The organism is Pyrinomonas methylaliphatogenes (genome assembly GCF_000820845.2).
Taxonomy (GTDB): Bacteria; Acidobacteriota; Blastocatellia; order Pyrinomonadales; family Pyrinomonadaceae; genus Pyrinomonas; species Pyrinomonas methylaliphatogenes.
On sequence record NZ_CBXV010000009.1, the window covers coordinates 20,934 to 43,898 of the forward strand.

Consider the following 22,965-nt stretch of genomic DNA (forward strand, 5'->3'; position numbering starts at 1 on the left):
AAATTCGAACTGGAATTGGAGGATAGATGCGTAAGAAGCTCGTTCTAAGTTTGGCTCTCGTCCTGACTCTCGTAAGCGCGCAATCGCTCGCCCTTACGCAGCGGAGGGCGACGAGAAAGGCGGTCGCGGCGACCAGCGCGCCCGCTCTCGCCGCGGAGGCGTTGCGCGCCGCAGAACAGATCACCGCCGCGCAACTGCGCGATTATCTGACCTTCATCGCTTCGGACGAGATGGAAGGGCGCGACACTCCATCGCGCGGGCTCGATACGACGGCGAAATTCTTGGCCCTGCAACTTGCGCGCGCCGGAGCGAAACCGGCTGGCGACGACGGCACATACTTTCAGCGCATCAAGTTGCGGCGCGTGAAGGTTGATCCGGAGAAGACGCGCGTCGAACTTGACGGACAACGGTTCAATTACGGCGATGACTTCTTGGCCGGTAACGTTTCGGGGACGACCAGCGGCAATCTGGTTTACGTCGGGCACGGTTGGGTCTTTCCGGCGAAGAATATCAATCCATACGCGGGCATAGACGTGCGCGACCGCATCATGGTCGTTGCGAGCGGCCTTCCTCGCGGCGTCACGTTCAACGACTTGCTCAGCGGCAAGCAGGGGCAGGATTGGGAAAGTCCCGATAGTTATGGAAAGAAGAACGGCGCGCGCGGCATAGTCTTCATCCCAAGCTTTCAAGAGCTGGCGACGTGGAATCGGCGACGGCAAAGCGCCATCGAACGCGGCATCACCTACGTCGAGCGGTTCCAAACTGGAAACCCTGATCAGCTTCCATCGATCACCGCTTCATTCTCGCTCCTGAACGCGCTGTTTCGCGGCGAGAAGGTGAGCGCCTCCGACCTGTTCGCGCGCCTGGCCGCTGGCGAAGATGGCGAGCCTTTCGCTCTTTCGCCCGACAAGACGTTGACGATGAGCGTCGATGTCGCTTCCGAGACAGTTTACACGCAGAACGTCGTCGCCACAGTCGAAGGGAGCGATCCCGTCTTGAAGAACGAGTATGTCGCATTGGGCGCGCACTACGATCACGTCGGCATCGGGCTGCCTGACAAGAACGGCGATCGCATCTACAACGGCGCCGACGATGACGGCTCCGGCACGACCGCGCTGCTCGCCATCGCCGAAGCTTTCGCGCGCAGCAACCCGCGCCCCAAACGTTCGATCCTCTTCGTCTGGCACGCGGGCGAAGAGAAGGGCCTTTGGGGATCGCGTTATTTTACGCAGTTTCCGACCGTGCCGCTCGATCGGATCATCGCGCAGCTTAACATCGACATGATCGGAAGGAGTAAGCGCGATGGGGACGCGAAACCGGAGAACCGCGACCTTTCCGGGCCGAACGAAATTTACGTCATCGGATCGCGCATGATGAGCACAGAGTTGGGAGAGTTGAGCGAGCGCGTGAACAAGTCCTATCTTAATCTCGCGTTCAACTACAAGTACGACGATCCCAAAGATCCGAATCGGTTCTTCTTCCGCAGCGACCATTACAACTACGCGCAGAAGGGCATCCCGATCATCTTCTACTTCGACGGCGTGCACGAGGATTATCATCGTCCGTCGGACTCTCCCGACAAGATCGACTACCAAAAGATGGAGCGCGTCGCGCGCACCATCTTCATGACGGCATGGGAGTTGGCGAATTTGCCGCAGCGTCCGCGCGTGGATAGGGAGCTGCCAGCAGAATTGCGCGGCGCAAGATAGAGAACGCGCTGCGAGCCGAACAGATGGGGCGAGCGATTGCGATCGCTCGCTCCTGTTTGTAAGAAGCTTTAACGTGCGGCGATAGCCCCGAGGGCGCAACAAGCGCAATTGGCGGTTTAGTGTGGCGCATTCATTGCGCAAAATGCGCGCGAGGGCGCGACACGCGCCACTAGCGGTTTAGTGTGGCTCCGCCAGCCCTCTGTTCCGCGCTTTCGCGCGACTCCCTCAAATGTCGTTTAGCAGCCCGTTCGGATCTCGAGTCCTCGTTCGTCAACTTCGAGGAAGCGCACGGTCGTCTTCGTGCCATGCCGGTGGAAAGGTTGCGCGATCAGCTCCGCGATGCGTCGATCGTGATGGCGGGCGAGCGCTACGACGCTCGGTCCAGCGCCGCTCAACGCCACGCCGAGTAATCCTTCGACGCGCTGTATGGCTAAAGCTTCGGCGAGACCCGGGACAAGGTCTTGGCGATAGGGTTGGTGCAGACGGTCGCGCATCGCTTCCCAGAGGAGATCGTAATCGCCGTTCTCGATCGCCGCATGGAAGAGGGCGATGCGCTGCATGTTGAAAACGGCATCGGCGCGCTGGACCAGTTCGGGCAGCGCCGCGCGCGCCTGCGCCGTCTCCAGTTGAACGTGCGGCGTGACGACGATGATCTTCAAATCCTTCGGCCACGGTCGGCGGACGGCCAGGACGCTGCCGTCAGGGTTGATGGCATGAACCACCCAGCCGCCGAGGAGCGCTGCCGCTACGTTGTCGGCGTGGCCTTCGAGCTGCGTCGCGTAGCGCAGCATGGTCTCGACGGAGAGGGGACGGCCTGACAGTTCGTTGGCCAGCGCGACGCCAGCGAGGATAGCCGCGCCGCTGCTCCCGAGGCCGCTGGCGAGCGGTATCTCGCTTCGGACGGCGAGTCGCACGGGCGGGAGTCTCAGCCCTTCGCGCTCGGTGACGAACCTCATCGCGCGGTAGAGCAAGTTCTTCTCAGCGCAGAGCGACGCCCCTTCGCCGCTCGTTCGAATGGCGACGGGCGTTCCATCAGGTCTGATGCTGGCACGGGCGCGCAGGTAAAGCTTCAAGGCGAGGCCGCAGCAATCGAAGCCCGCTCCGAGGTTCGATGTCGAGGCCGGTACGCGCACTTCGACTGTGGAAAGGGTCTTGATCGTTCGCGCCTCATCTTCGAATGTCGTTCTGGCTCCGATGCGCTTATCGTCGATGGCAATATCCGCTTCCACTGTTAATTTTCACGCTCCGTAGGATGCTTTTATGAATTGTGCTCTTCGCTCTTGGGCGAGTTTTTTTCCGCGCGTCCGAGCGCGACGGCGCGCTGATAGGCGGCCCAGACCGCTTTTGAGAGCACAGTTCGCAAGCTCCCTTTTTCCATCTGGTAGATGGCTTCGGCGGAAGTGCCGCCCGGCGAGGTCACCATGTTGCGCAACTCCGCCGGATGCTTGTGCGATTCTTGCGCGAAGAGGACGCTGCCGAGCATGGTTTGCAGGACCAACTCTTGCGCCATGCGGCGCGAAAAGCCCAGATGCACGCCCGCATCGATCAGCGCTTCCATGACGAGAAAGATGTAGGTCGGCCCAGTCGCGCTCAACGCCGTCGCCATATCGATCATCCGCTCTTCTTCGACGTACATCTCTTTGCCGAGCGCGCCGAGCAACGCGCGCACCTGATCGCGCTGCGCGTCGGTGACCTGCGGCGTTGCGGTCCAGACGGTCATCCCTTGGCCGATCTGCGCTGGCGTGTTCGGCATCGTCCGCACGACCGCCGGATGGAGCAGTTCGCGCGCAATCGTCTCCATCCGCGCTCCGGCGATGATCGAAAGCACGAGTTGCTCTTCTTGCAAGCGCCCGCGCAGCTCTTCGAAGATCAGATTGAGTCGTTGCGGTTTGACGGCGAGCACGACGATCGAGCTGAAGCGCCCTTGATCCGTGGAGCGCCCGAACGAGACCGCATCGCGGTTGCTTTCGACCACTCGAATGGCGTACTTCGCCGCAAGCTCGTCGCGCCGCGCTTGGCGCGGATGGCTGCCGATGATCTGGTCCGGCGTGACGAGCCGCCGCCGCAACAGGCCGGCGATGATCGCTTCGGCCATGACGCCGCAGCCGATGAAAGATAGGCGCGCGTTGCGAAGCGGATTGTCGCTTCGCTCAAGCTCGCTCGCAGTCTCTAGTTCAAAACCCGAAGTGATGCTCATGGTCGTCTCAATTCGTCTGATGATCTAAGCGCGCAAGGATCTCCGCCTTGTTTGCCGGAACTGGGATCGGAAGATTGCGATGCGCGCCTTCAAGCTCTTTATCGCCGGGCGCGCGCAGCGTCCCGCGATGATAATTGATAGCATAGTCGGAATCTTTCAGGAAGTGGCCGGTCAAAACGGCGATCACAGAGCTTGCGCGCGCGATGAAGCCCGTTTCGACTAGGCGCTTGATGCCGGCGACGGCGGCAGCCGAAGCCGGTTCGCATCCGATGCCATCGCGCCCGATGATCGCTTTCGCTTCTGCGATCTCGCGTTCGCTGACGGAGATGACTTGCCCGCCCGTCCGCCGAACGACCTCGAGCGCTTTCTTCCAGGAGACCGGTGCGCCGATTTTGATCGCCGTCGCTAGCGTCTGCGGCGCGGCGATTGGGACGAGTTCAACGCGCTCATCCGTCTGACTTCGGGCGAAAAGGCGCGCAAACGGGGCAGCGCCTTCCGCCTGCACGACGCTGATGCGCGGCACGCGCGCGATGAGCCCAAGGGCGAGCAACTCGAAGAAGCCTTTGCCGAGCGCCGAACTGTTCCCTAAGTTCCCTCCGGGAAGGACTACGTGATCCGGCACTTGCCAGTCCAACTGCTCGAGCAGTTCGATGGCGACCGTCTTCTGCCCTTCGAGGCGGAAAGGATTGATGGAGTTGACGACATAGACGGTCTCTTCAGCGGCCAGTTCTTGAATCAGACGCATGCAGTCGTCGAAATTGCCTTCCACTTCGAAGACGAGCGCGCCGTAATCAAGCGTCTGGGCCAGCTTGGCGAGGCTGATCTGCCCGCGGGGAACGAGGATCGCGCAACCGAGGCCCGCTCGCGCGGCGTAGGCCGCCAAACTCGCCGCCGTGTTGCCCGTGCTCGCGCAGATCGCCGTGCGCGCTCCGAGCCTGACCGCTTGCGTGATGGCGACGGTCATCCCCGTATCTTTGAACGATCCGGTCGGATTGCAACCTTGATGTTTGAGCTCGAGCCGTTCGAGACCGCAGAAGCGCGCCGCGCGCGGCGCGTCATAGAGCGGCGTGTTGCCTTCGGTCAAAGTGATGATTGGGGCGTCTTCATCGAACGGCAGAAGTTCACGAAAGCGCCAGACGCCGCTGCGATCGCGTGGCGCGTTCGACGCGCGGCGCGCGCGCCACATCTCTTTCAGCTCCTGCGCAGCGTGGTTTACGCGCTTGACGATCTCCAATAAGCCGCCGCAGTGCGGGCAAACCAGCAACTTATCGCGCAGACCGTAAAGGCGTGCGCAATCCGGCTCGATGCACCTCTGCGCGGCTTGAATTGTCTCTGCGTCGCTTATCTCCATTCGATCGAAGAGTTCTCGCTTTTGAATGCTCCAGTTTGCGATCTATCGCTCGCGCTTCGGCGATCTAGCTGGCGAGAGGCGAGCCTCATTGCGCGATCGCGCTTGGGAGCGGAATCGCGCATGCCAGCATCACGCCCTTTCGATTCGAAGTTAATGGGCTTCACCATCGCGCATGATGAATACATCACGCCCTTTCAGCTTGAAGCTCATGCGTTTCGCTTCGCGGCGCAGACGCGCTCTCTAGACCGAACTCCTTGTGGATCGTCGCCACGGCCTTCTTCATCGCGCTCGCTTCGACGACGAACGAGATGTTGTATTCGGAAGAGCCTTGCGCGATGGCGATGATGTTGATCCCTTCGCGTCCGAGCGCGCTGAAGATGCGTCCCGCGATTCCCAACGTGCCGCGCATCCCTTCGCCGACGGCGGCGACGATGGCGACCTCGTGATCGACCGTGATGTGTTCGACCTGGTGATGTTGTATGTCGGGCGCGAAAGCGCGCCGCAGCGCTTCAAGCGTCTTGCCGGCCTCTTTGGAGGGGACGACGAAGCAGATGTCGTTTTGCGAAGAGGCTTGCGAGATCAGCAGGACGTTGGCCCGCGCGCTGGCCGTCGCCGCGAAAGTCTTAGCGACCGCTTCCGGCGCGCCGACGATGCCGCGTCCGCCGACGGTGATCAAGCTGACGTCGCCGATCGCCGTGATCGCCTTCACGCCGTTGCGCGCGCGATGTCCGGCAGACGTGATCTTCGTGCCACGACGGTCCGGCGCGAAACTGTTGCGTATCCAGACGGGGATGCCAGCTTCGGTGATCGGGCGCAGCGTCTTCGGGTGAAGGACTTTGGCGCCGAAGTAAGCTAGCTCCGCGGCTTCGGCATAAGAGATCTCATCGAGCGTGCGCGCTTCGGGCACAAGGCGCGGATCAGCCGTCATCACCCCGTCAACATCGGTCCAGATGATGATCTCGGCGGCGTCGAGCGCCGCGCCGAGAATCGTCGCCGAATAGTCCGATCCGCCGCGCCCCAAAGTTGTCAACACGCCCGTTGCCGTCGCGCCGATGAATCCTGTGACGACCGGCGTCGTACCGTCATCGAGCAGAGCGAAAAGCCTTCGGCGCGAAGCTTCGCGCGTCTCCTCCATCAATGGCTCGGCCTGCTCATATTGATCGTCCGTGATGATCAATTCCGTCGCATCGACCGCCTGCGCCTTTAGGCCCAATCGGCGCAACGTCGCGGCCATCAAGCGGGCCGACAGAAGTTCGCCCGTGCTGGAGATGGCTGCCAGCGTGCGCGGCGTCAACTCGCGCAAAAGCGCCGTCCCGCGACAGAGGTTCATGGCGTGAGCGCAAATCCGCTCGATCTCCGCGCCCGTTGCGCTGCGCTCTGCCGGATCCGCGACCAGTGCCTGAAGCGCCGTCTCGTGTTGTGTGCGAAGGGAGGCGATCATCTCGCAAGCCATCGCCTCTTCCCCTGAAGCGGCCCTCTGCGCCGCTTCGATCAACCGATTGGTCACGCCGCCCATGGCCGAGACGACGGCGACGACTGGGGAGCTTTGCGCGGCGCGGGCGATGATCTCCGCCGAGCGCTCGATACACTGCGCATCGCCGACGGATGTGCCGCCGAACTTCATGACGCGAACGTTTCGTTTCATGGTCCAACAGTTAAGCTGAAGATGAAAATGGAATGTGTCGGTGGATGGTCTTCTCGTCGCGGCGCGAAGCGCTTTGAAGAGCCGCTTTTTTGCTGACCTGGTCTTTTCGACGGCTGTAGCGCGGGATCGATCGTCAAGGAGATCCGGAAAAATCGGTACTGCATCATTGGAATCTCTCGCTACGAACAGAGGAAGAAAGGCGTTATATCGCATAGGATGGCGTTTGTGTCAAGGATCAATACGGAGAGCGAAACTGCTGTGAGGAGCGGCGCTAATGAGTTGATAAACTCCAGTTATCGTGGCGGGCAGGTTGGTCTTCCGAACGACTCATACCACGTCACCTCATCGTTCGCGGGCGGCGCGCTTCAGTAAAGAGCACGTTCCCGATCACTCGCCTACGACACGAACGAGGGCTCATTATCACCAGCGATCTTTCGCGCGCCGTACTGGCCCACCGCTTCCTACGACACGAACGAGGGCTCATTATGACGGCGTGCTTTTCAAGACCGCTTCCGATACCGCATCACCTCATCGCTCGGGGGCGGCGGTAGATAGTGAACTCCTCGAATCTCGCCACCGGTTCCAGATTGCGGACCACGTAATCCTCGATCTTAGCGGCGCGCATTTCGTCGATCTGTAGTTGCGCGCAGACGACCTCGATGTCGCCTCGCTCGATAGCTTCGATGATCATCTCTTCGCCGTGTAGTCCGAAGGCTGTCACTAAGGGATAGTCATATGGCGTCAAATTCCGAAGTCCGGTCGTGAGATAGAAGAAGCCGGCATGCGGCGTCAGAAGGAGAAGACGTTCACCCGTGCCCAACCGGCGTAGGAAGGCCGTCTCCCATTGGAGATGCGCTTGCAATGCCGGTTCGATCAGCGGACCGCGGAAATGAGGCAGTTGAGAGAGCACGCGATAGCCTTTGACGAGCTGGAAGAGCGGCAGCGCGATGGCGAGCGAGAGAGACGCCGCCACAGCGGAGGCGATGAGGTTATCGAATTTGTGTCGCCACGCGCTTCGCGGTCCGGTCCAACCTTCCCAAGCCCACACTGCTCCGACGAGCAGGGCCGGAACCGCGTTGAGCATGTGTCGATAGTCGGCTCGCGGATAGAGGCCAGCGAGGGCTGCCGCCATGAAGCAACCGAAAACCACCCAGTAGCGTCGGTCCGATCTTCGCCATCCGAGAGGCCAGATCGGAACGATCAGAAGTGGGAGCAGGAAGGATGAAAGTTGAACGGCGCGGAAGATCATCTCCAATGCTAAACGCGGCGACTGAAAAGACGGGCCGGGTGGGCGCGGCGATCGAACAGCGCCGATGGCTTGAAGCAGTTCGGAAGCGTATGGGACGCCGGTTCGCAGATAGGTGGTCTTGTTGATGAATCCGTACTCTAGGAACTTCGACCAGCCGCCCGAAAGAAGGGTTGGCACAAGAGCGAGAGCAGTGGTTAGCGCGAGAAGGATGAGAGATAGACCGAAGGCGCGGAGAAATGTCGGGCGGCTAATATCTCGCCGCGCGGATCGGCAGTCTAGGGCGCGGGAGCGACCTGCTCGTATATGCGCGCCGTCTTCGCGCTCTATACTCAGCGCTGTGGGATTGCCGCTTGGGCGAACATCAGCGATCAAAAAGCAGCCGAGAGCGAGGCTGGTCCAGGCGGCAGCGAAACCGTAGACGCCGATATTCTGCTTCGTCACGAAACAGAGCCCCGACCAGATACCGATTAGCGCCGCGACCTTATAGAATCGGCCTGGCTTTTCGGGGATCGGATAGGCCTCTACGGTCGTGGCGAAAGTGGCCATCAGGAATGCGTTAGCCAGCGTCTGGTAGGGCGTAACTGCGGAAGGCGGAGCGAGCAGGAGATTTAGCCCGATGAACGAGAGCCGAGCGCGCCTTCTCGCCTTCAAATATCGAAGGATGCGCAATCCGAAGAGGAGCGAGAGGGTGTAGGAGATGGCCACGACGAGTTTGACGGCCACCACTTCCACGCCAATTACACGGATGAAAGGCAAGGTTGCGTAGACCGCTAGCGGCCCGGCGCCGTAGAAGATGTCGCGATAGAGGACCTCTCCGCGCGCTACGCGGCTTGCCACCTGAAGGAACCATGCTTCATCGCCGCGATTGATCCCGGCGGCGATCGTGAAGTAGAAGCTGAGCGACAGGATCGCTCCAGCCTTAAGGAGGCGTTTCGAACCGATTTCAGGTGTCTCGCCGCGCGACATACTTGAAGTTGAAGGGCGCTTCGATTCGCTTCTGCTCTTCAACTTTAGTGACAAGCTCGCCATGACACCGCTTTGCTTTAGGTTACAGAGCGACGAAAGGCCGCTGGGGATTGCGTCAGGCTAAATCGCCGCGGAAGATCTGAAATGGGAGTAGTCCTCGCCAGAGCGAAACCCTCTCCAGTCTGGTTTCGAGCTTTGCCCCACATGATCGGTTAGCGAGAAAAGGCGGAAGGAAACCGTAACGGGAGATCGCCGTCAGTTTCAATCTCGCCTTGCGCATCGCCGAAGAGATCACTTCCGCTCTCATCTTCAACAGCCCTTTCTCCGCTTGCCAAGACATCCCCGGCGTGATGAGGATTTGCAGATAGTAGAGCGGATTGTATGGATTAGGTTCGATGAATATTACGCGCCCGCCGGGGCGGAGGAGCTTCGCCATCTCCATAAACGCTCGTTCGAGATCGGCCAAGTGGTGAAGGACAAAGAACCCGACGAGCGCGTCGTAGCGGCCATATAGCTCTTTCGGGCAGCGATGGATATCGCCACAGTGTACTGTGATCTGGTAGCGCCCGCCGTCATAATGGCGCAAGCGTTCGATGAGGAATGGCGAAAGCTCCAACCCTTCTACGCGAAATCCGCGTTCGGCAAGCAGGAAAGCGTGGCGGCCCATGCCGCACCCCACATCGAGGATGAGCTCTCCTGGCCGCAGATCGCCGAAAGAGATCGCGGCTTCGATCTGCCGTTGGAGATGGCGGCTCGGCCCGGGCCGCATCGTGCGTTTTATTCGTCGCCCAAAGTAGTCTCTTTGATATTGATTATGTCGTTCGATGTGCTCATCTCTTTCGACATCCGAAGCGGCTGTCCTGTCAATCATCGAAGACCTCCAGCGATGGCTCCAGGATCTGCAGGCGGAGCGTTCGATGGCGCTTTCTCTCGCCTGATGAGGCGCGCTTCTCGTAACCACTCGTCAGTCTCCGGTGTGCGGCGAAAGCGCTCCGCGTCTCTCTTGAGTTGCCAGGCCAGAGCGAGAGCCCGAATCGCCAGTTGTTTGCGCGCGCCGAAAGTGTAAGCTGAAGCGCCTACTTCGCGCGGTCGGCGGATGATGGGGATCGAGCGGGAAGAGAAGCCGAGGCAACCGATCAGGGTTGGCAAGTGGATGGTGGGCGTGTCCAAATCGAGGATCGCTGCGACCACTTCGCGGCGCATGATAAGGAAACTGCCTGCATCGGGAGGGGTGCCGCAGAGAAGGCTTAGAAGCGACTTGAAGATCTTCGATGTGGCCAATCTGCTCAGCGATTCGTAGCGCCCTCGCCGTCCGGCGAAGACCACTGAGACACGTTCTCTCTCCAATGCCTCCAATAAACGCGGAATCGCTTCTGGCGGATCTTGCAGATCGGCATCCATCACGACGATATAACGCCCGCGCGCCGCATGAAGCCCGATCCAAATAGCGCGACCCTGTCCGACGTTCCGCGATAATTCGATCGCTGTGATCCGCTGGTCCATCTCCGCTAGCGATTGCAGGATCTCTTTCGATCCCTCTGGACAGGCGTCATCGACGAAGATGATCTCCCAAGTTCGACCGATCCCATTCAGCACTCCGTGCAGATGCTCATACAGCGAGAGGAGCGTCGATGCGTTGCGAAAGACCGGGATCACGACGCTCAGATCTCGCGCCGCCGCATCGTTCTTATCGATGAGGAGTTCACGCTCGTTGATCATCGACGATACGCTCAGCTTGCATCCAGCGCCAAGTGAGTTTCAGACCTGAGGACAGGTCGTGGAACGGTTCCCATCCCAAAAGGCGCCGAGCTTTTTCGATGTCGGCAACCCAACATGAGGTGTCGGGCGGATTGGGCGGGCGCGCTCCGATCTGCAAGCGAAGCGCGCGCCCCGTCACCTGTTCGACGAGCGCGGCGACCTCTTCATTGGTCCACTGCGTTCCCGTGCCTAAATTGAAAGCCTCCCCTGATTGGACCTGCAACTCCGCCGCGCGCAAACTCGCTTCCACGACATCTTCGACGAAGATGAAATCATGTCTGTAGCTAGGCGCGGTCAGGCGAACTTCTTCGCCGGTCATGGCCGCGCGGAGCAACGTCGGAATGAAGCGATTTGGGTTTTCGAACGGCCCGTAAACCGAAAAAGGGCGCAAGATGACGACCGGTATGCCGTGCCGGCGCGCGTAGAATTCAGCGAGCATGCTGGCGGTCGCCTTCGCCATCCCGCGATCCGTCACTGGCGATAGGTGGTCCACCTCTTTAATCGGGCGATCGTAGCGGCCGTATTCCAATGAACTTCCGAAATGGATGAAGCGTTGGGCGCCGATTTCCATCGCGGCTTCGAGGAGGTGGGCTGTGGCTAGAATCCCAACTTGCAGCGATTCCAATCGCTCCGCCGCGGTGCGTGGATGGCCGCTTGGCATTGCGAGGTGAAAGATGATGGTTGGCCGAATCGTGCGAACCATTCGCCGCAAGCCTTCGCCGTCTAACAGATCGACCTTATGCACGGTCACTCGATCGCGCACATCCGAAAGGCGCCAAAGGTCGGTTTGTGGGCGGACTATAAGGTGCAATCGTGCGCCGGAAAGCGCAAGTCTGCGCACGATGTTGGCCCCGATGAAACCGGCACCGCCGGTGATCAAGGTCGAAACCTCAGCCCAGTTGATCATCCGTCAACCTCGATCCGAAAATCCATCCGCAACGTTGCTCACGCCCATCATATGGCTTAACCGGTTTGCTCCTCGTCGTCTCCCAGTCGCGCTCTCTTCCCGACGAAAGAATTTCGGGTTTTCGACTCGGTTTGCTCCTCGTAATCTCGCCCCCGCGTCATCAGCAACCCTGTTTACTGGCTTGCCGCTTGAACGGCATCGGTTCGATTCATCTCGCATCGCGCGCGAAAATATCCGTCAGCCGTAGCGATCGCTTCCAGCAATCTTCGATGCTCAACTTCGAGTTCTGCGGTCGATCGCGCGAAGGCCTCTCGCATCGCTCGCCGTATGCGCGCTATTGCATATCGGAGATCGAGATTAAACGTATCGCGATGAAAAGAACGGCGCAAGAACGTAAAATCGCAGCGTAACCGCGCCATCTCCGCCATCAGCAACCGACATGGGATGGGAAAACCGCGATCGGGCAGAGTCAGTCCAGCGAATCCGAAAGGGACCTCAAATGCGGCCCGCAACCTCTCTACCGTCCCATCGGCGATGGCCTGGAAAGGATTAGCTGTTTTACGTTCGATGGCTAGGTCGTGCAGCCCGACGTACACGCGACTGATCGGAAGACGCGCCAGCTCTCCGCTTCGCTCAACCGCAGCTTCTGTTTCGATCAAGATCCCGAGATCGCACCGTCCGTTGACCCAGGCCAGGACCGTTTCGACCTCGTTGGCTGATCTGACCATCGGGAGCAGCAGTTCATCGGCCCCGTTGTCGATCGCCGCTTCGATCTCCGCTTGCGTCGTCGGTCCGAAGGCATTGAGTCGGCAGAGCACGCGCGCTCGCGTCGCCGCGCGCACGCGCGCTAGATCCTCAACCGTGTCGTGATTGATCTGAGTGTCAAATCCAACTTGTCTCTCGGCTTTTCCGATACTCTCCCAATCAACCACGACGCCGCCGACGCCGCTTTGGGTCGCGGTCTGGATCAAGCGCGGATCGGTCGAAAATAGAAATAGAGCGAAGCTCTCAGAGTCCCGACAGAACATGATTTAACTCGTGGTGGCGAGGAAAGGAGGTATGATTTCCGGTTTGAAAAAGAATAGACCATCACCTTCTATCTTGCCAACCTCTCCGAAGATTGCGGCCTCGCGGGATAGAGGGAGCAGGCTCGCTAGCCCCGAAAAAAACTCTACCGGGCCGGCGGGTTTTGTGCTATGCTAACTCAGCCGCAAACGGAGATGATTGGACGCGATTCTGGGATCGGTCCACCTTATCAGCCGTTGGCGCATTCATCGCGCAGGATAAGCGCTTGGTCGTATCCTCAGTTCGCCTTGTCATCTCGGTTTGACGACGAGCTTCGCGGGGAAAGGTCCGGCGCTGGATCAGAGCTTCACCGAACGGTCGTCGGATCATCGAAGCAGAACTCGTCCCGCCGTGTAAAGCGATTGTAGGTCAGGCGCTTTCAGCGGGATAACTTCCGTGCTGGTCCTAAGTTAAGACAGCCTCACGGCTCTTTGCAGGCTGAATTGGGGGGATTTGAGGTGAGGTTACTGGAAGGTTCACGAGTTTAGATCTAGCTGGTCCAAGCCGGAGACTCATAGATCTGCTATTTTGCGCGATCGGGCGCAGTCGTAGCAGATGATTTGAGTCTTCATCGCCTTACATTTGCGGCGCGCGGCTCTTGCTCAGATCATGAGAGGCGATGAGCAGCGTAGACGTGGACTCGGTGGATCCGGAAGAGATGGGCTTTGCTCAGATCATGAGAGGCGATGAGAGCGTCTATGATGCGGTCCAAAGTGTGGAATTCGCCTTGCTGAAGAGAGATGATCAAGGGGCGAAGGCTAGCATGTGACCACGAATTCGAGTCGTTCTCGCTCGCCTTGCGGAGGAGAGTCGATCAAGGGAGGAAGGGGCCTAGCGATGCGGATCAAGGTAGATCTGATCCCGGTAGACAAAGAGCTATTCCTTCCCTGGTCCTACGCTGATTGGTTGCGAGGGCTGCTCTATCACGCTCTGAGATTGGGAATCCCCCAGGTTGCGCAGTTCGTGCATGACGTCGGTTTTTCTGCCGAGAACAAGAAGTACAAGCTGATCACCTTCTCGCTGCTTCAGCCGACAGCGTATGAGCCATCGCGCGATGGATTGCGCATCAAGGGGGCTTTGAGTTGGAGCGTTTCTTCGCCCGTGAGCAAACTGATCGAAGCCGTTGCGCTCGGCCTGCTAGTGGGGCCGGACGTCAGATTGGGCCAGAACCCTCTTCGCGTCGAGAACGTTTGCGTCGTGCCCGAACCGGCGTTTGGCGAACGCATGATCTTTACGACGCTCTCTCCAATTTGCGCTTCGACTGGCGAGCGTGACGAAGCGGGCAGATTCGGTAAGAGGTTCCTTTCGCCTGAAGAGCCCGATTTCGGAAGAGTGCTCAACGAAAACTTGCGGCGGAAATTCGCCTCACTTCATGGCACATCCAGCGCGGGCGAGGTGAAATTCTCTTTGCTCGACGAGCCGAGGTCGAAGTTGCTTTCAGTCAACGGCACACAGGTGCGTGGCTGGTTGATGCGTTTCATCGCCGAAGGGCCTCAGGATCTATTACGCATCGGCTACGAAGCTGGCTTTGGCGAACGTAATGCACAAGGCTTCGGGATGGTAGGTGTGTTAGAGCGTGCGACGATTTGGAGAGAGTGATTCGATTGCGCGAGGATAGCGATGCGGTTGAGAATGCTCTTCGAAGTCGATCGAGAGAGTCTGAAGCTCGCGGCACTTCCTCGACCGTCTGAAAAACTCTCGGCGCTTCGAGGCCGATCGAGAGAGGCTGAAGTGGGACTACCGCTCAGCGTTGACGGCGAAGATTTACGAGATTCTGGCCGCATCGGACTATCCCTGAGGCGCTCCTGCGCATCGAGCGTAGTGGGCGCATTTAGTGCTCCGTGGATGCGGGTAAAACGCTGCTTTAGATCTACGCCATGAATACGTATTTGTGCGGAGGAGGATATGCCCTAGGAACAAGTTCGCCGTGGTTGAGTTCATGGCCCGTCAACCGGCCGAGTACGCGGGACTTACGGTCAGTAGCAGTGATCAGCAGGCAGAGATCCGGCACTTCTAAGGAAGCCTTGAGTGCTAGTGGGATAGTCCTGGCGGGTCTCGGGCCAGTTGGTGAATAGATCGGAGGATAAACTGGGAGCATCGGTGGTGTCATCCGTCTCGAAATGACGAATTGCTGTTTTGGCTGGGGACGAGGAACTTCCCTGAGCTCCTAGAGCGGCTGGCCCTGCGGGAGCTGGGGCGGGACTCTGGAGCCTGATAAGTTCCACGTCCTGACCAGACGGCTGGGGAAGTCAAGTCATCGAAGACGGCCTGCCCCTGTTGGCTCTCTGCATCTTGGCCGAAATCATTTCTATCTGAGAGGGCTATGATGACCTTCAAGAATCTCGTTGAAGCATTCAAAAACGATTTTGGCGAGCAGCTCTGCCTGAAGGACTACCTCTTGGCCGATACGCGCATTCCCTGGGTATCCCTCTACGACCACTTGGCGCTGACGGATGGGTTGGCTCTTTTGCCGAGGGGTTCCTCCGGCACGGGAGGACGGTGGTGGATGTGTGCAGGGTGGCATGTTCAGGAGGTTATACATGCAAGAAATGGTGTTGAACCTTGAGACTGTGACCCCTCTATTTCTGGGCGGTGCCGATCCCCGTGGTATGCCGGAACTGCGGGCCGCTTCCGTCCGGGGCGCCCTGCGTTTCTGGCTCCGGGCCCTCTTGGGCGGCGTGATCGGGGATGGGAGCCTCGATGCCCTGCGCGAAGCAGAATCTGCCGTCTTTGGAAGCACCGACAGCGCCTCCCCGGTGGTGGTGCAGGTTCACCACCATTATGCGCTTAGAACCGTGCCGTTCTCGCAATTGGCCGAATGGGACAACCAAACGCGCAATTATGGCAAACCAGGTATTGCTTACTTGTTCTTTGCGGCAAGAGGGACTCGTACCGAACCCGAGCGATATGCGATTCAGGCGGGGACGTCTTTTGAACTTAAACTCCTGTTAAGGCCGGGGGCAAAGACTGATCATGCTTTTGAGAAAGCCTATGCGGCTCTATGGCTGTTGACACATCTGGGCGGCATCGGAGCTCGATCTCGGAGGGGTGCTGGAGGTCTCCAAGTGACAAAGATTATCGAGGCTACTAACTCGCTCTCTGGATTTCCTCCTCTGGAAGTGCAATCTGACACGCCTAAGGGACTTCAAAAAGAGTTGCAACAGGGCCTGAAACAGTTAAGGGAAATCCTAATGAGGATAACGGGGACGAGCGCAAACATTACCCCACCATCTGCTTTTGATGTGCTCCACCCAGGTGCGTGCAAGATATGGGTGGTGGAAAAGGCCTTTGGATCTTGGAAAGATACGCTGGATTCGATTGGGCAACAGATGCAACGATTTCGCAATCGGCATCCACCGGATTACCAAAATGTAAAGAATGCTGTTCAAGGAAAACCTTTAATCCAACCAGTTCAACGGGCGGCATTCGGACTCCCGATCGTGTTCTTCTTCCGGTCCCTTTACAACCAATACCAGCAGCAAGGAATGAATGAACAACGAGCTCGTGCGGCAGCCACCGGGATTTTAGAAGCACGCGAGCATGATCGTCGAGCTTCGCCTCTTTTTATCCGGGTAACTCGTTTGATGAATGGTAAATATGCTTTAGTGCTAACCCTTTTCGAAGCAAAACTGTTGGAAGATGGGGAGAGACTAAAGTTGAAACGGCAAGGCCCTGAAGCTTTTGTGGATGCTCCCGATCTCTCCCTAATCAATGCCTTCATCCAGGATATCCAGAATATTGCTCCTTGCTTGGAGGTCAAACTATGTTAACCCGCTGGACCCTCAAAATCATTGCCTTTCTCCACGACCCGCCGGGGAAGGCTCTGGTCTTACGGTCGGCACCCCACACGCCCCACGATAAGCTGGCGGAGGAGCTACAATGTATCGCTTTGGGACACCCTGCGACAGAAGATGAAAAAAGAGAGCGAGCGACTGAAAAAAAGCGAGCGACGAAAGCCGACCACATTGCTTCGGCGGCGGACCGGGTGAACTTTCCTGGAGGGACTACTGCATACTGGGATCAGGGGGATCAGGTCGGGCCCAAACTGACCCATCCTCTTGCGGCAGAGGCGCAGTCTCAGCCCGTGCGCTTACCCTCTCGCAACCTTCAGAACCTGGACAATGAGGTACAGACAGCCGCCGGTCAGCACATCCTCCAGCCCTGGGTCCAGCAACTAACCACGCAAGGTGATAAGGATAAGTACCTCTACTTCCGCATCTGGCGGCTTTTGTATGAGGAGCTTGCCCGGCGAACGAGCCTTAAAAGCTGGGTACGCCTTCTTCCGGCCGATACCCGCCAGCCCGATCATCCGTTAGAACAGCATCTCTCGATTTCGGCGGCGATTGCAGACGCCCTGCCGAATCCGGCGTTCCTGGTTTTCTCCATCGGCCCGGTTCAGGAGTTCATTGCGGCGGCCCGGCGCACTCAGGACCTCTGGATGGGGAGCTGGATTTTGTCCTACCTCTCCTGGAAGGCCATGGAAAGCCTGGCCAACGAATTCGGACCGGATGTAATCGTCTTCCCTTCGCTTCGAGGACAGCCCCTGTGCGATCGTTGGCTGCATAAAGACTATGGGCTGCCCTGTCAGCCCATGCCGGAAGACCTCAGCCGTCCCACCTTCCCGAATCGTTTCCTGGCTCTCCTGCCCGCCAGTGAAGCAGAAAGTTGGGCCCGAAAGGCTGAACGGGCCGTCCGGAGCGAATGGGAACGCCTGGTGCAAAAAGTCTACGACGCGCTCAAAAAGTCCAGCATTCTTCCGGCTGACCAGGAGACTGACCGGCTATGGCAGAGCCAGATCGAGAGCCTCTTGGAAGTGTACTGGGTAGTCTTCTCCTGGCCGGGGGCTAACCAGTCTGATAGCCTACGACAGGCTGACGAAGGAAAGGCGATTTATGAAAAGCTTTGCGCGCCTCCGCAGGATTGGGAATTCCAGCGGATCTACGAGACGGTGAAACAGAGCGGTCAATATGACCCCAACTGGGGCACCGTGTATAGCCTTTTTTACGACCTGGCCGACCGAGCCTTCAACGCCCGAAAAAACCTGCGGAATTTCGGGCAGGCAGAGGAAACGGGTGACAAGTGCACCCAGTGCGGTCAACGGGCCGCTTTGCACTCCAGTAACCTGGATAGTCGTGACTTCTGGGCACGAGTAGCCGAAAATCTGCGGAATCAGAATCGCTATGAGATAAAGCCTCACGGCAAAGAGCGACTCTGTGCCGTCTGCACGGTCAAACGCTTCATTCAGCGAGAGGTGCTGGAGCAGGAGTTCGGACTTCGAGGCGGCTTCCCCTCGATTAGCGAAATCGCCGCCGTTTCTTTTAAAAAGCGGGTGCTCGATGCTTTGAAAGAAGGGAAGCTGGAGGTTCGTCAAGCTCTGAAGCGTTTCCTCGACATCGCCCATCCTCGCCTGAAGACCGTAGCCCGGGGAGCTGTACCGTATCTGGAAAAGCTAATACCAAGTCCGGCTACCGGGGAAAAAGAACTGGCAGAAAAACTACCGGAAAAGGAACTAGCAGAAAAACTACTGGAAATAGATGGGGAATGGCTCCATCTTGAATCTTGGACCCGGGAGCACCTCGAAGAGATCTGGCCGGGGGTTCGTGAGGACGACATTAGAGAGGCTCGTGAAGCCCTTCGCAACCTTTATCAGGTGGTGGATGCCAGGCCGTCCAAGTATTATGCCGTTTTGTACATGGACGGCGACCACATGGGGCGCTGGCTCAGCGGCACCCATGAAGGATTGGCCACGTTCGGCGATACCTGGCATCCGTCGGTTCGTAATCAGCTTGCAAACGCGCCGAACTGGCAAGGTCTCGCAGCGAGCAAGCGTGTGATTACGCCCGCTGTGCATGCTTCTATCTCGCAGGCGCTGGGGCGCTTCGCCCTCCAGCTTGTGCCCCATATCGTAGAAGAACGCCATCCGGGCCGCCTCATCTACGCCGGCGGGGACGACGTGCTGGCCCTGGTACCGCTGGAAGAGGCGCTGGCTGTAGCCCGGGAACTGCGGGCCGCCTTCAGCGGGCATATCCGTTTTGAGAATGGTGATCTTCAGGTGTGCCTGGGGAACCCCGTCACTGGTTATGTAGAGTGGGGAGATGATGTCTTTCTCACCATGGGACCGGAGGCGACAGCGTCCATCGGGCTGGTCTTTGCCCATCATCTCCAGCCGTTGGACATGGTGTTGCAGGCTGTGCGCCGTGCCGAGCATACCGCTAAGCACCGATACGGCCGCAACGCCCTGGCCGTGGAAGTCCTCAAGCGCTCCGGCGAGACCATAACGGTGGGCACGAAATGGAGCTATGACGGCACGTCAGACGTTGTGGTGCTTCTGATAGATGTGACAGAGCGCCTACAGAAAGACAAAATCAGCGGTAAGTGGGCCTATACGGTCCATGCGGAGGTAGCAGCGTTGGAGGAGCTCCCTGCCCAAGCCCAGCGCGCCGAGCTCAAACGCCTGCTCAAGCGACAGGCAGGCCAGAAACTCTCACGGGAGGAGAAAGAGGCTCAGGCAGAAGATCTCTCGAAGAAGCTCGTAGATTGGGCCCAGGCGATGGGAAAGCCTCGGCCTGATCCATGCGAACCCGAAAGGTCTCTTGTAGGTTTCAGCGAAATGAGCCGCTGGCTTCTGGCATGTAGCTTCATTGCCCGGGGAGGAGAAGTATGAGCTTCGCTTTGGTCATACAGCCCCATGATGTCCTTCTTTTCCGGGATGGGAAGCCCTTCTCGGCGGGCACGGATATACGAGCCCGGAGCCTCTTCCCTCCGACGCCCTTCACGATCCAGGGGGCCATCCGGGCTCGGGTGCTCTTTTCCAGCGGCGTCAGCCCGGCAGACTATGCCCAAGGGACGATCCCAGCGGCCCAGCAACTGCATAACCTGATCGGCACTCCTCAGGGAGGCTACGGGCAACTTCGCTTGCGAGGACTTTTCCTGGCACGGCGGAAAAACGACCAGTGGGTGCGCTACTTTCCGGTACCGGCAGATGTGAAGCGCCTAAAGGGTTCCTACATACTTCTCAAACCCTTGCAACAGCCTCAACACTCGTTCTGGCAGTCGAATCTCCCTGATAACCTGTTCACGCCGTGGCTTCGCACGACCGAGCATATAGAAGACGCACAGGGTTGGATCAGCGAGGAAGATCTGCGCCGTTACCTTGCGGGAAATGCTCCTCAGGAGGTGTTAGAAGAATCCTGCTTCGTCGAGCGGGAGCATCGGTTCGGGATCGCGCTGGAGCGAGCGCAACGCACGGTGCGGGAATCGTTCTTGTATCTGGCCGAATTCCTCCGACTCAAAGAAGGGGTGGCCTTCTGGGTAGAGGTAGAGGGCATTTCCCCGAGCCACCTGGGAGGGGACACGGGCTTCCTCCAGCTGGGCGGAGAGGCCCGTGCGGCCTATTACACGATACAACCTTCGGCAGTGAGCTCGCTCCCGAGTCCACCAAACCCCTTGCCGGAACGCTTCAAGGTGGTGCTCTTGACCCCTGCGTGGTTTTCCGATGGTTGGCAGCCGCAGGGCGGAAACTGGGGACAGTTCTTTAACGGCTCCGTGCGGCTGGTTTCGGCCATCATCCCCCGCTACCAGCCGATCGGCGGAGCGTATGTGGACGACCAACGGCGGAAAGGGGCTTTCCAAAAGCCCATGCGCCGGTTTGTGCCCGCCGGAAGCGTGTATTTCTTTGAGCACGACGGCACGGCTTCCTGGGCTGGGCAGCCCTTCACAGAAACCCCTTCCGGGGAGGGGGACTACGGCCAGATCGGCTTTGGTACCTGTGTTATCGGCGAGTGGAACTATGCATAAAGGAGGTTGCTATGTTTGACTGCGCAGGGATGCTTTTCCTGTATACCGAAACCCTGCTCCACGCAGGGAGCGGCACGAGCCTGGGTGTCGTGGACCTGCCCATCCAGCGAGAGCGCACCACGGGCTATCCCATGATCCAGGCTTCCGGGCTCAAAGGCTGCCTGCGGGATGTCATGATCCAGGCTTCCGGGCTCAAAGGCTGCCTGCGGGATGTGGCGGATAGTAACTGTCAGAAGGTGGAGATCGTTTTCGGCCCCGACACGCAGCGCGCATCCGATCACGCCGGGGCCCTTTCGGTGGGTGACGCCCGCATCCTGCTCTTTCCGGTGCGATCGCTAATGGGTGTCTTTGCCTGGGTCACGAGCCAGAACGTCCTGGCCCGCTTCAAGCGGGAGGCTATGATGGCAGGACTCTCAGTGGACTGGGATCCGCCTGGCCCGCCCAACGATAGCACAGCTTTGATTCAGGGCAACTTGCTGGTAGCGAATGGAAAGATCGTGCTGGAGGAGTTTGCCTTTACGGCGCAAACGGATAGTAGGGTGGAGGACATCGCAAAATGGCTCAAGGAAAACGCATTGCCCAGCGATAGCGAATACGCCTACTGGCGAGACACGCTGGAAAAACGGCTCGTCATCCTGCCCGACAATGACTTTCAGTACTTCGTTCAGTTCTCTACGGAGGTCATCGCCCGGGTGCGGATTGACGACACCAAAAAGACCGTGGAGCGAGGCGGTCTTTGGACCGAGGAACATCTGCCCTCCGAAACGCTCCTGTATGCCACACTCTTTGCGAGCAAGCCTCGAGTGAAAGACGAGGAGTTGCCCGACGATTGGAAACAGGCAAATGACCGAGCTGGGAAGATTCTGGAATTCGTAAAGCAAGCTGTAGATGGCAAGCGCCTTCAGTTGGGCGGCGATGCCACCGTCGGGCGAGGCATCGTAAAAGTGCGCTTCGTAGAAGGACAAGCCCGAGCTCAGACAGCCAGTGCGGCTCAAAGGGGAGGTCAGCCATGAGCGCGAAGTCCCTGCAAAAAACCCTGGAACAGGAGCGAGCCCAGCGGGCGTGGGTTTGTGTTCAGGAGGTCACGAACCAACCCCAGGACTTCAAGAAAAAATACGGCTCCCTGGCTCGCAAAGTCCCGATGCTGGTCCTCACGAACGGCCTGGGGCAGACGTTGGCGTTCCTCTTGTCCAAAGCGAAACGACATGAGCCAGAGAACAAACGCAGTGTGGAGGCAAAAGCCCACGACCTTCTTTTTACCCACCTCTCGAACTGGGTTCTTGAGCAGGTAGCGCCCGGTACAGGCACCGGCAATCAGGACCTGCTTCAGTGGGTGCTTGCGAACGACAGCGTCGCCTACCGGCGGGCAACGAAGGAGGCATTGGCCTTTCTGAATTGGCTCAAACGCTTCGCCGAAGCTGAACTGCCAACGGAGGAGGAGTAACATGCCAGGACCTCGTCATCCTCGCAGGGAACCACGAAGCCCAGAACACCCGGGTTCGTCTGAGAAGATGGCCCGGCATTTTCCCCTACCGCTGGAGGAAGTGGCACATCAGGCCGTCGGCCTTCAAACCTGCCTCAATCCGGGTTTGTGGCTGGATCATTTCACCGAATGGGAGGAACGACGTGGAGAGCTCAAGCGCGCAGAAGCCTCGGACAAGCGCCAGCGGATTCCCAGGTCTTTCAATTTTCCAGAGCTTTGTCAGTTGCTTTCAGCTTATAGAAACCGGTGGGACCGCATGCTAGACGCCTTGAGGACGCAGAACTACATCGTGCAAAAGTTCACCCTCCGTGCCGCCAGCCGCGTCATCGTGGGCCTGGGAGCTGAAAGCGTCTTAGAGACCAGCATTCGCCTGCACCGGATCTACGGCTTCCCCATCATTCCGGGCAGCGCGCTCAAGGGCGTGACCAAAGAGGGCAAAAACGAAAGCGATCCCGTTTTTGTTGACATCTTTGGCAAGAGTCCTCCCGAGTCTCAAGCCGGCAAAGTCATCTTCTTTGACGCCATTCCGGCCAATCCGGCGAATCTGACCCTGGAGCTCGACGTGATGAACCCGCACTATGCTCCCTACTACCAAGGTGTAGCACCGCCAGCAGACTACCACAACCCTGTGCCTGTCTTTTTCCTTACCATTGGCCCGGGGAGCGAGTTTCTCTTTGCGGTGGCTTCGCGGGAGAAGCACCTGGCGGAAAGGGCCCGCGAGTGGCTTATAGAGGCCCTGACGGAGATAGGCATCGGAGCAAAAACTGTGGCCGGTTATGGCCTGTGGGAGAGGTGGTGACCAGACGCAGGAGGCCCTTGAGACCCACGAGCCGGATGT

Annotated in this window: 18 protein-coding genes; 9 read left to right on the forward strand and 9 right to left on the reverse strand. The window is 58.8% G+C overall.

From position 1 onward, the window contains the following. Positions 1 to 26: 26 nt before the first annotated feature. Positions 27 to 1,709 (forward strand): M20/M25/M40 family metallo-hydrolase, encoded by a 1,683-nt coding sequence (locus PYK22_RS15875; protein ID WP_041979382.1) that lies wholly within the window; start codon positions 27 to 29, stop codon positions 1,707 to 1,709. Positions 1,710 to 1,945: 236 nt separating this feature from the next. Here PYK22_RS15875 and thrB read toward each other — a convergent pair whose 3' ends face one another. The 9 genes from thrB to PYK22_RS15930 form a co-directional block, all read right to left on the reverse strand. Next, entirely contained in the window at positions 1,946 to 2,938 is a 993-nt protein-coding gene (gene thrB / locus PYK22_RS15880; RefSeq protein ID WP_060635799.1) for a homoserine kinase, read from the reverse strand. 29 nt (positions 2,939 to 2,967) lie between these two features. Further along, entirely contained in the window at positions 2,968 to 3,906 is a 939-nt protein-coding gene (gene proC / locus PYK22_RS15885) for a pyrroline-5-carboxylate reductase (RefSeq protein ID WP_083437943.1), read from the reverse strand. Between the two features lie 7 nt (positions 3,907 to 3,913). Continuing rightward, complete coding sequence (gene thrC, locus PYK22_RS15890; protein WP_083437944.1) at positions 3,914 to 5,257, reverse strand: threonine synthase; 1,344 nt, start codon at positions 5,255 to 5,257, stop codon at positions 3,914 to 3,916. Between the two features lie 184 nt (positions 5,258 to 5,441). After that, positions 5,442 to 6,902 (reverse strand): aspartate kinase, encoded by a 1,461-nt coding sequence (locus PYK22_RS15900; RefSeq protein ID WP_041979448.1) that lies wholly within the window; start codon positions 6,900 to 6,902, stop codon positions 5,442 to 5,444. A gap of 523 nt (positions 6,903 to 7,425) precedes the next feature. Further along, complete coding sequence (locus PYK22_RS17080; RefSeq protein ID WP_060635801.1) at positions 7,426 to 9,117, reverse strand: hypothetical protein; 1,692 nt, start codon at positions 9,115 to 9,117, stop codon at positions 7,426 to 7,428. 115 nt (positions 9,118 to 9,232) lie between these two features. After that, positions 9,233 to 9,988: a class I SAM-dependent methyltransferase gene (locus tag PYK22_RS15915; RefSeq protein WP_041979391.1), complete on the reverse strand. Its 756-nt coding sequence runs from the start codon at positions 9,986 to 9,988 to the stop codon at positions 9,233 to 9,235. After that, positions 9,985 to 10,836, reverse strand: a complete 852-nt coding sequence (locus tag PYK22_RS15920; protein ID WP_060635803.1) for a glycosyltransferase family 2 protein — start codon at positions 10,834 to 10,836, stop codon at positions 9,985 to 9,987. Before PYK22_RS15920 ends, PYK22_RS15915 begins: the two co-directional genes overlap by 4 nt. Next, positions 10,820 to 11,782, reverse strand: coding sequence for an NAD-dependent epimerase/dehydratase family protein (locus PYK22_RS15925; RefSeq protein WP_041979393.1), 963 nt, complete (start codon positions 11,780 to 11,782; stop codon positions 10,820 to 10,822). Before PYK22_RS15925 ends, PYK22_RS15920 begins: the two co-directional genes overlap by 17 nt. A 173-nt stretch (positions 11,783 to 11,955) precedes the next feature. Next, on the reverse strand, positions 11,956 to 12,810 hold the full coding sequence (locus PYK22_RS15930) for an aldolase/citrate lyase family protein (RefSeq protein WP_083437945.1): 855 nt from the start codon (positions 12,808 to 12,810) through the stop codon (positions 11,956 to 11,958). 874 nt (positions 12,811 to 13,684) lie between these two features. Here PYK22_RS15930 and cas6 point away from each other — a divergent pair. From cas6 to cmr6, 8 genes are all read left to right on the forward strand, one after another. After that, positions 13,685 to 14,446: a CRISPR-associated endoribonuclease Cas6 gene (cas6, locus tag PYK22_RS15935; protein WP_041979396.1), complete on the forward strand. Its 762-nt coding sequence runs from the start codon at positions 13,685 to 13,687 to the stop codon at positions 14,444 to 14,446. Positions 14,447 to 15,173: 727 nt separating this feature from the next. Next, on the forward strand, positions 15,174 to 15,413 hold the full coding sequence (locus tag PYK22_RS17820) for a hypothetical protein (protein ID WP_162199874.1): 240 nt from the start codon (positions 15,174 to 15,176) through the stop codon (positions 15,411 to 15,413). Beyond that, positions 15,388 to 16,617, forward strand: a complete 1,230-nt coding sequence (cmr1, locus tag PYK22_RS15945) for a type III-B CRISPR module RAMP protein Cmr1 (RefSeq protein ID WP_157770936.1) — start codon at positions 15,388 to 15,390, stop codon at positions 16,615 to 16,617. Before PYK22_RS17820 ends, cmr1 begins: the two co-directional genes overlap by 26 nt. Next, entirely contained in the window at positions 16,611 to 19,511 is a 2,901-nt protein-coding gene (cas10, locus tag PYK22_RS15950; RefSeq protein ID WP_041979401.1) for a type III-B CRISPR-associated protein Cas10/Cmr2, read from the forward strand. The genes cmr1 and cas10 overlap by 7 nt, the downstream gene beginning before the upstream one ends. After that, positions 19,508 to 20,644, forward strand: a complete 1,137-nt coding sequence (gene cmr3 / locus PYK22_RS15955; RefSeq protein ID WP_041979403.1) for a type III-B CRISPR module-associated protein Cmr3 — start codon at positions 19,508 to 19,510, stop codon at positions 20,642 to 20,644. The genes cas10 and cmr3 overlap by 4 nt, the downstream gene beginning before the upstream one ends. Before the next feature lie 11 nt (positions 20,645 to 20,655). After that, positions 20,656 to 21,657, forward strand: coding sequence for a type III-B CRISPR module RAMP protein Cmr4 (cmr4, locus tag PYK22_RS15960; RefSeq protein WP_041979404.1), 1,002 nt, complete (start codon positions 20,656 to 20,658; stop codon positions 21,655 to 21,657). Then, the gene (gene cmr5 / locus PYK22_RS15965) at positions 21,654 to 22,088 is read left to right on the forward strand and encodes a type III-B CRISPR module-associated protein Cmr5 (RefSeq protein WP_041979407.1); all 435 of its coding nucleotides are present in this window, start codon (positions 21,654 to 21,656) and stop codon (positions 22,086 to 22,088) included. Before cmr4 ends, cmr5 begins: the two co-directional genes overlap by 4 nt. 67 nt (positions 22,089 to 22,155) lie before the next feature. Next, positions 22,156 to 22,926 (forward strand): type III-B CRISPR module RAMP protein Cmr6, encoded by a 771-nt coding sequence (gene cmr6 / locus PYK22_RS15970; protein WP_060635805.1) that lies wholly within the window; start codon positions 22,156 to 22,158, stop codon positions 22,924 to 22,926. Positions 22,927 to 22,965 lie beyond the last annotated feature (39 nt).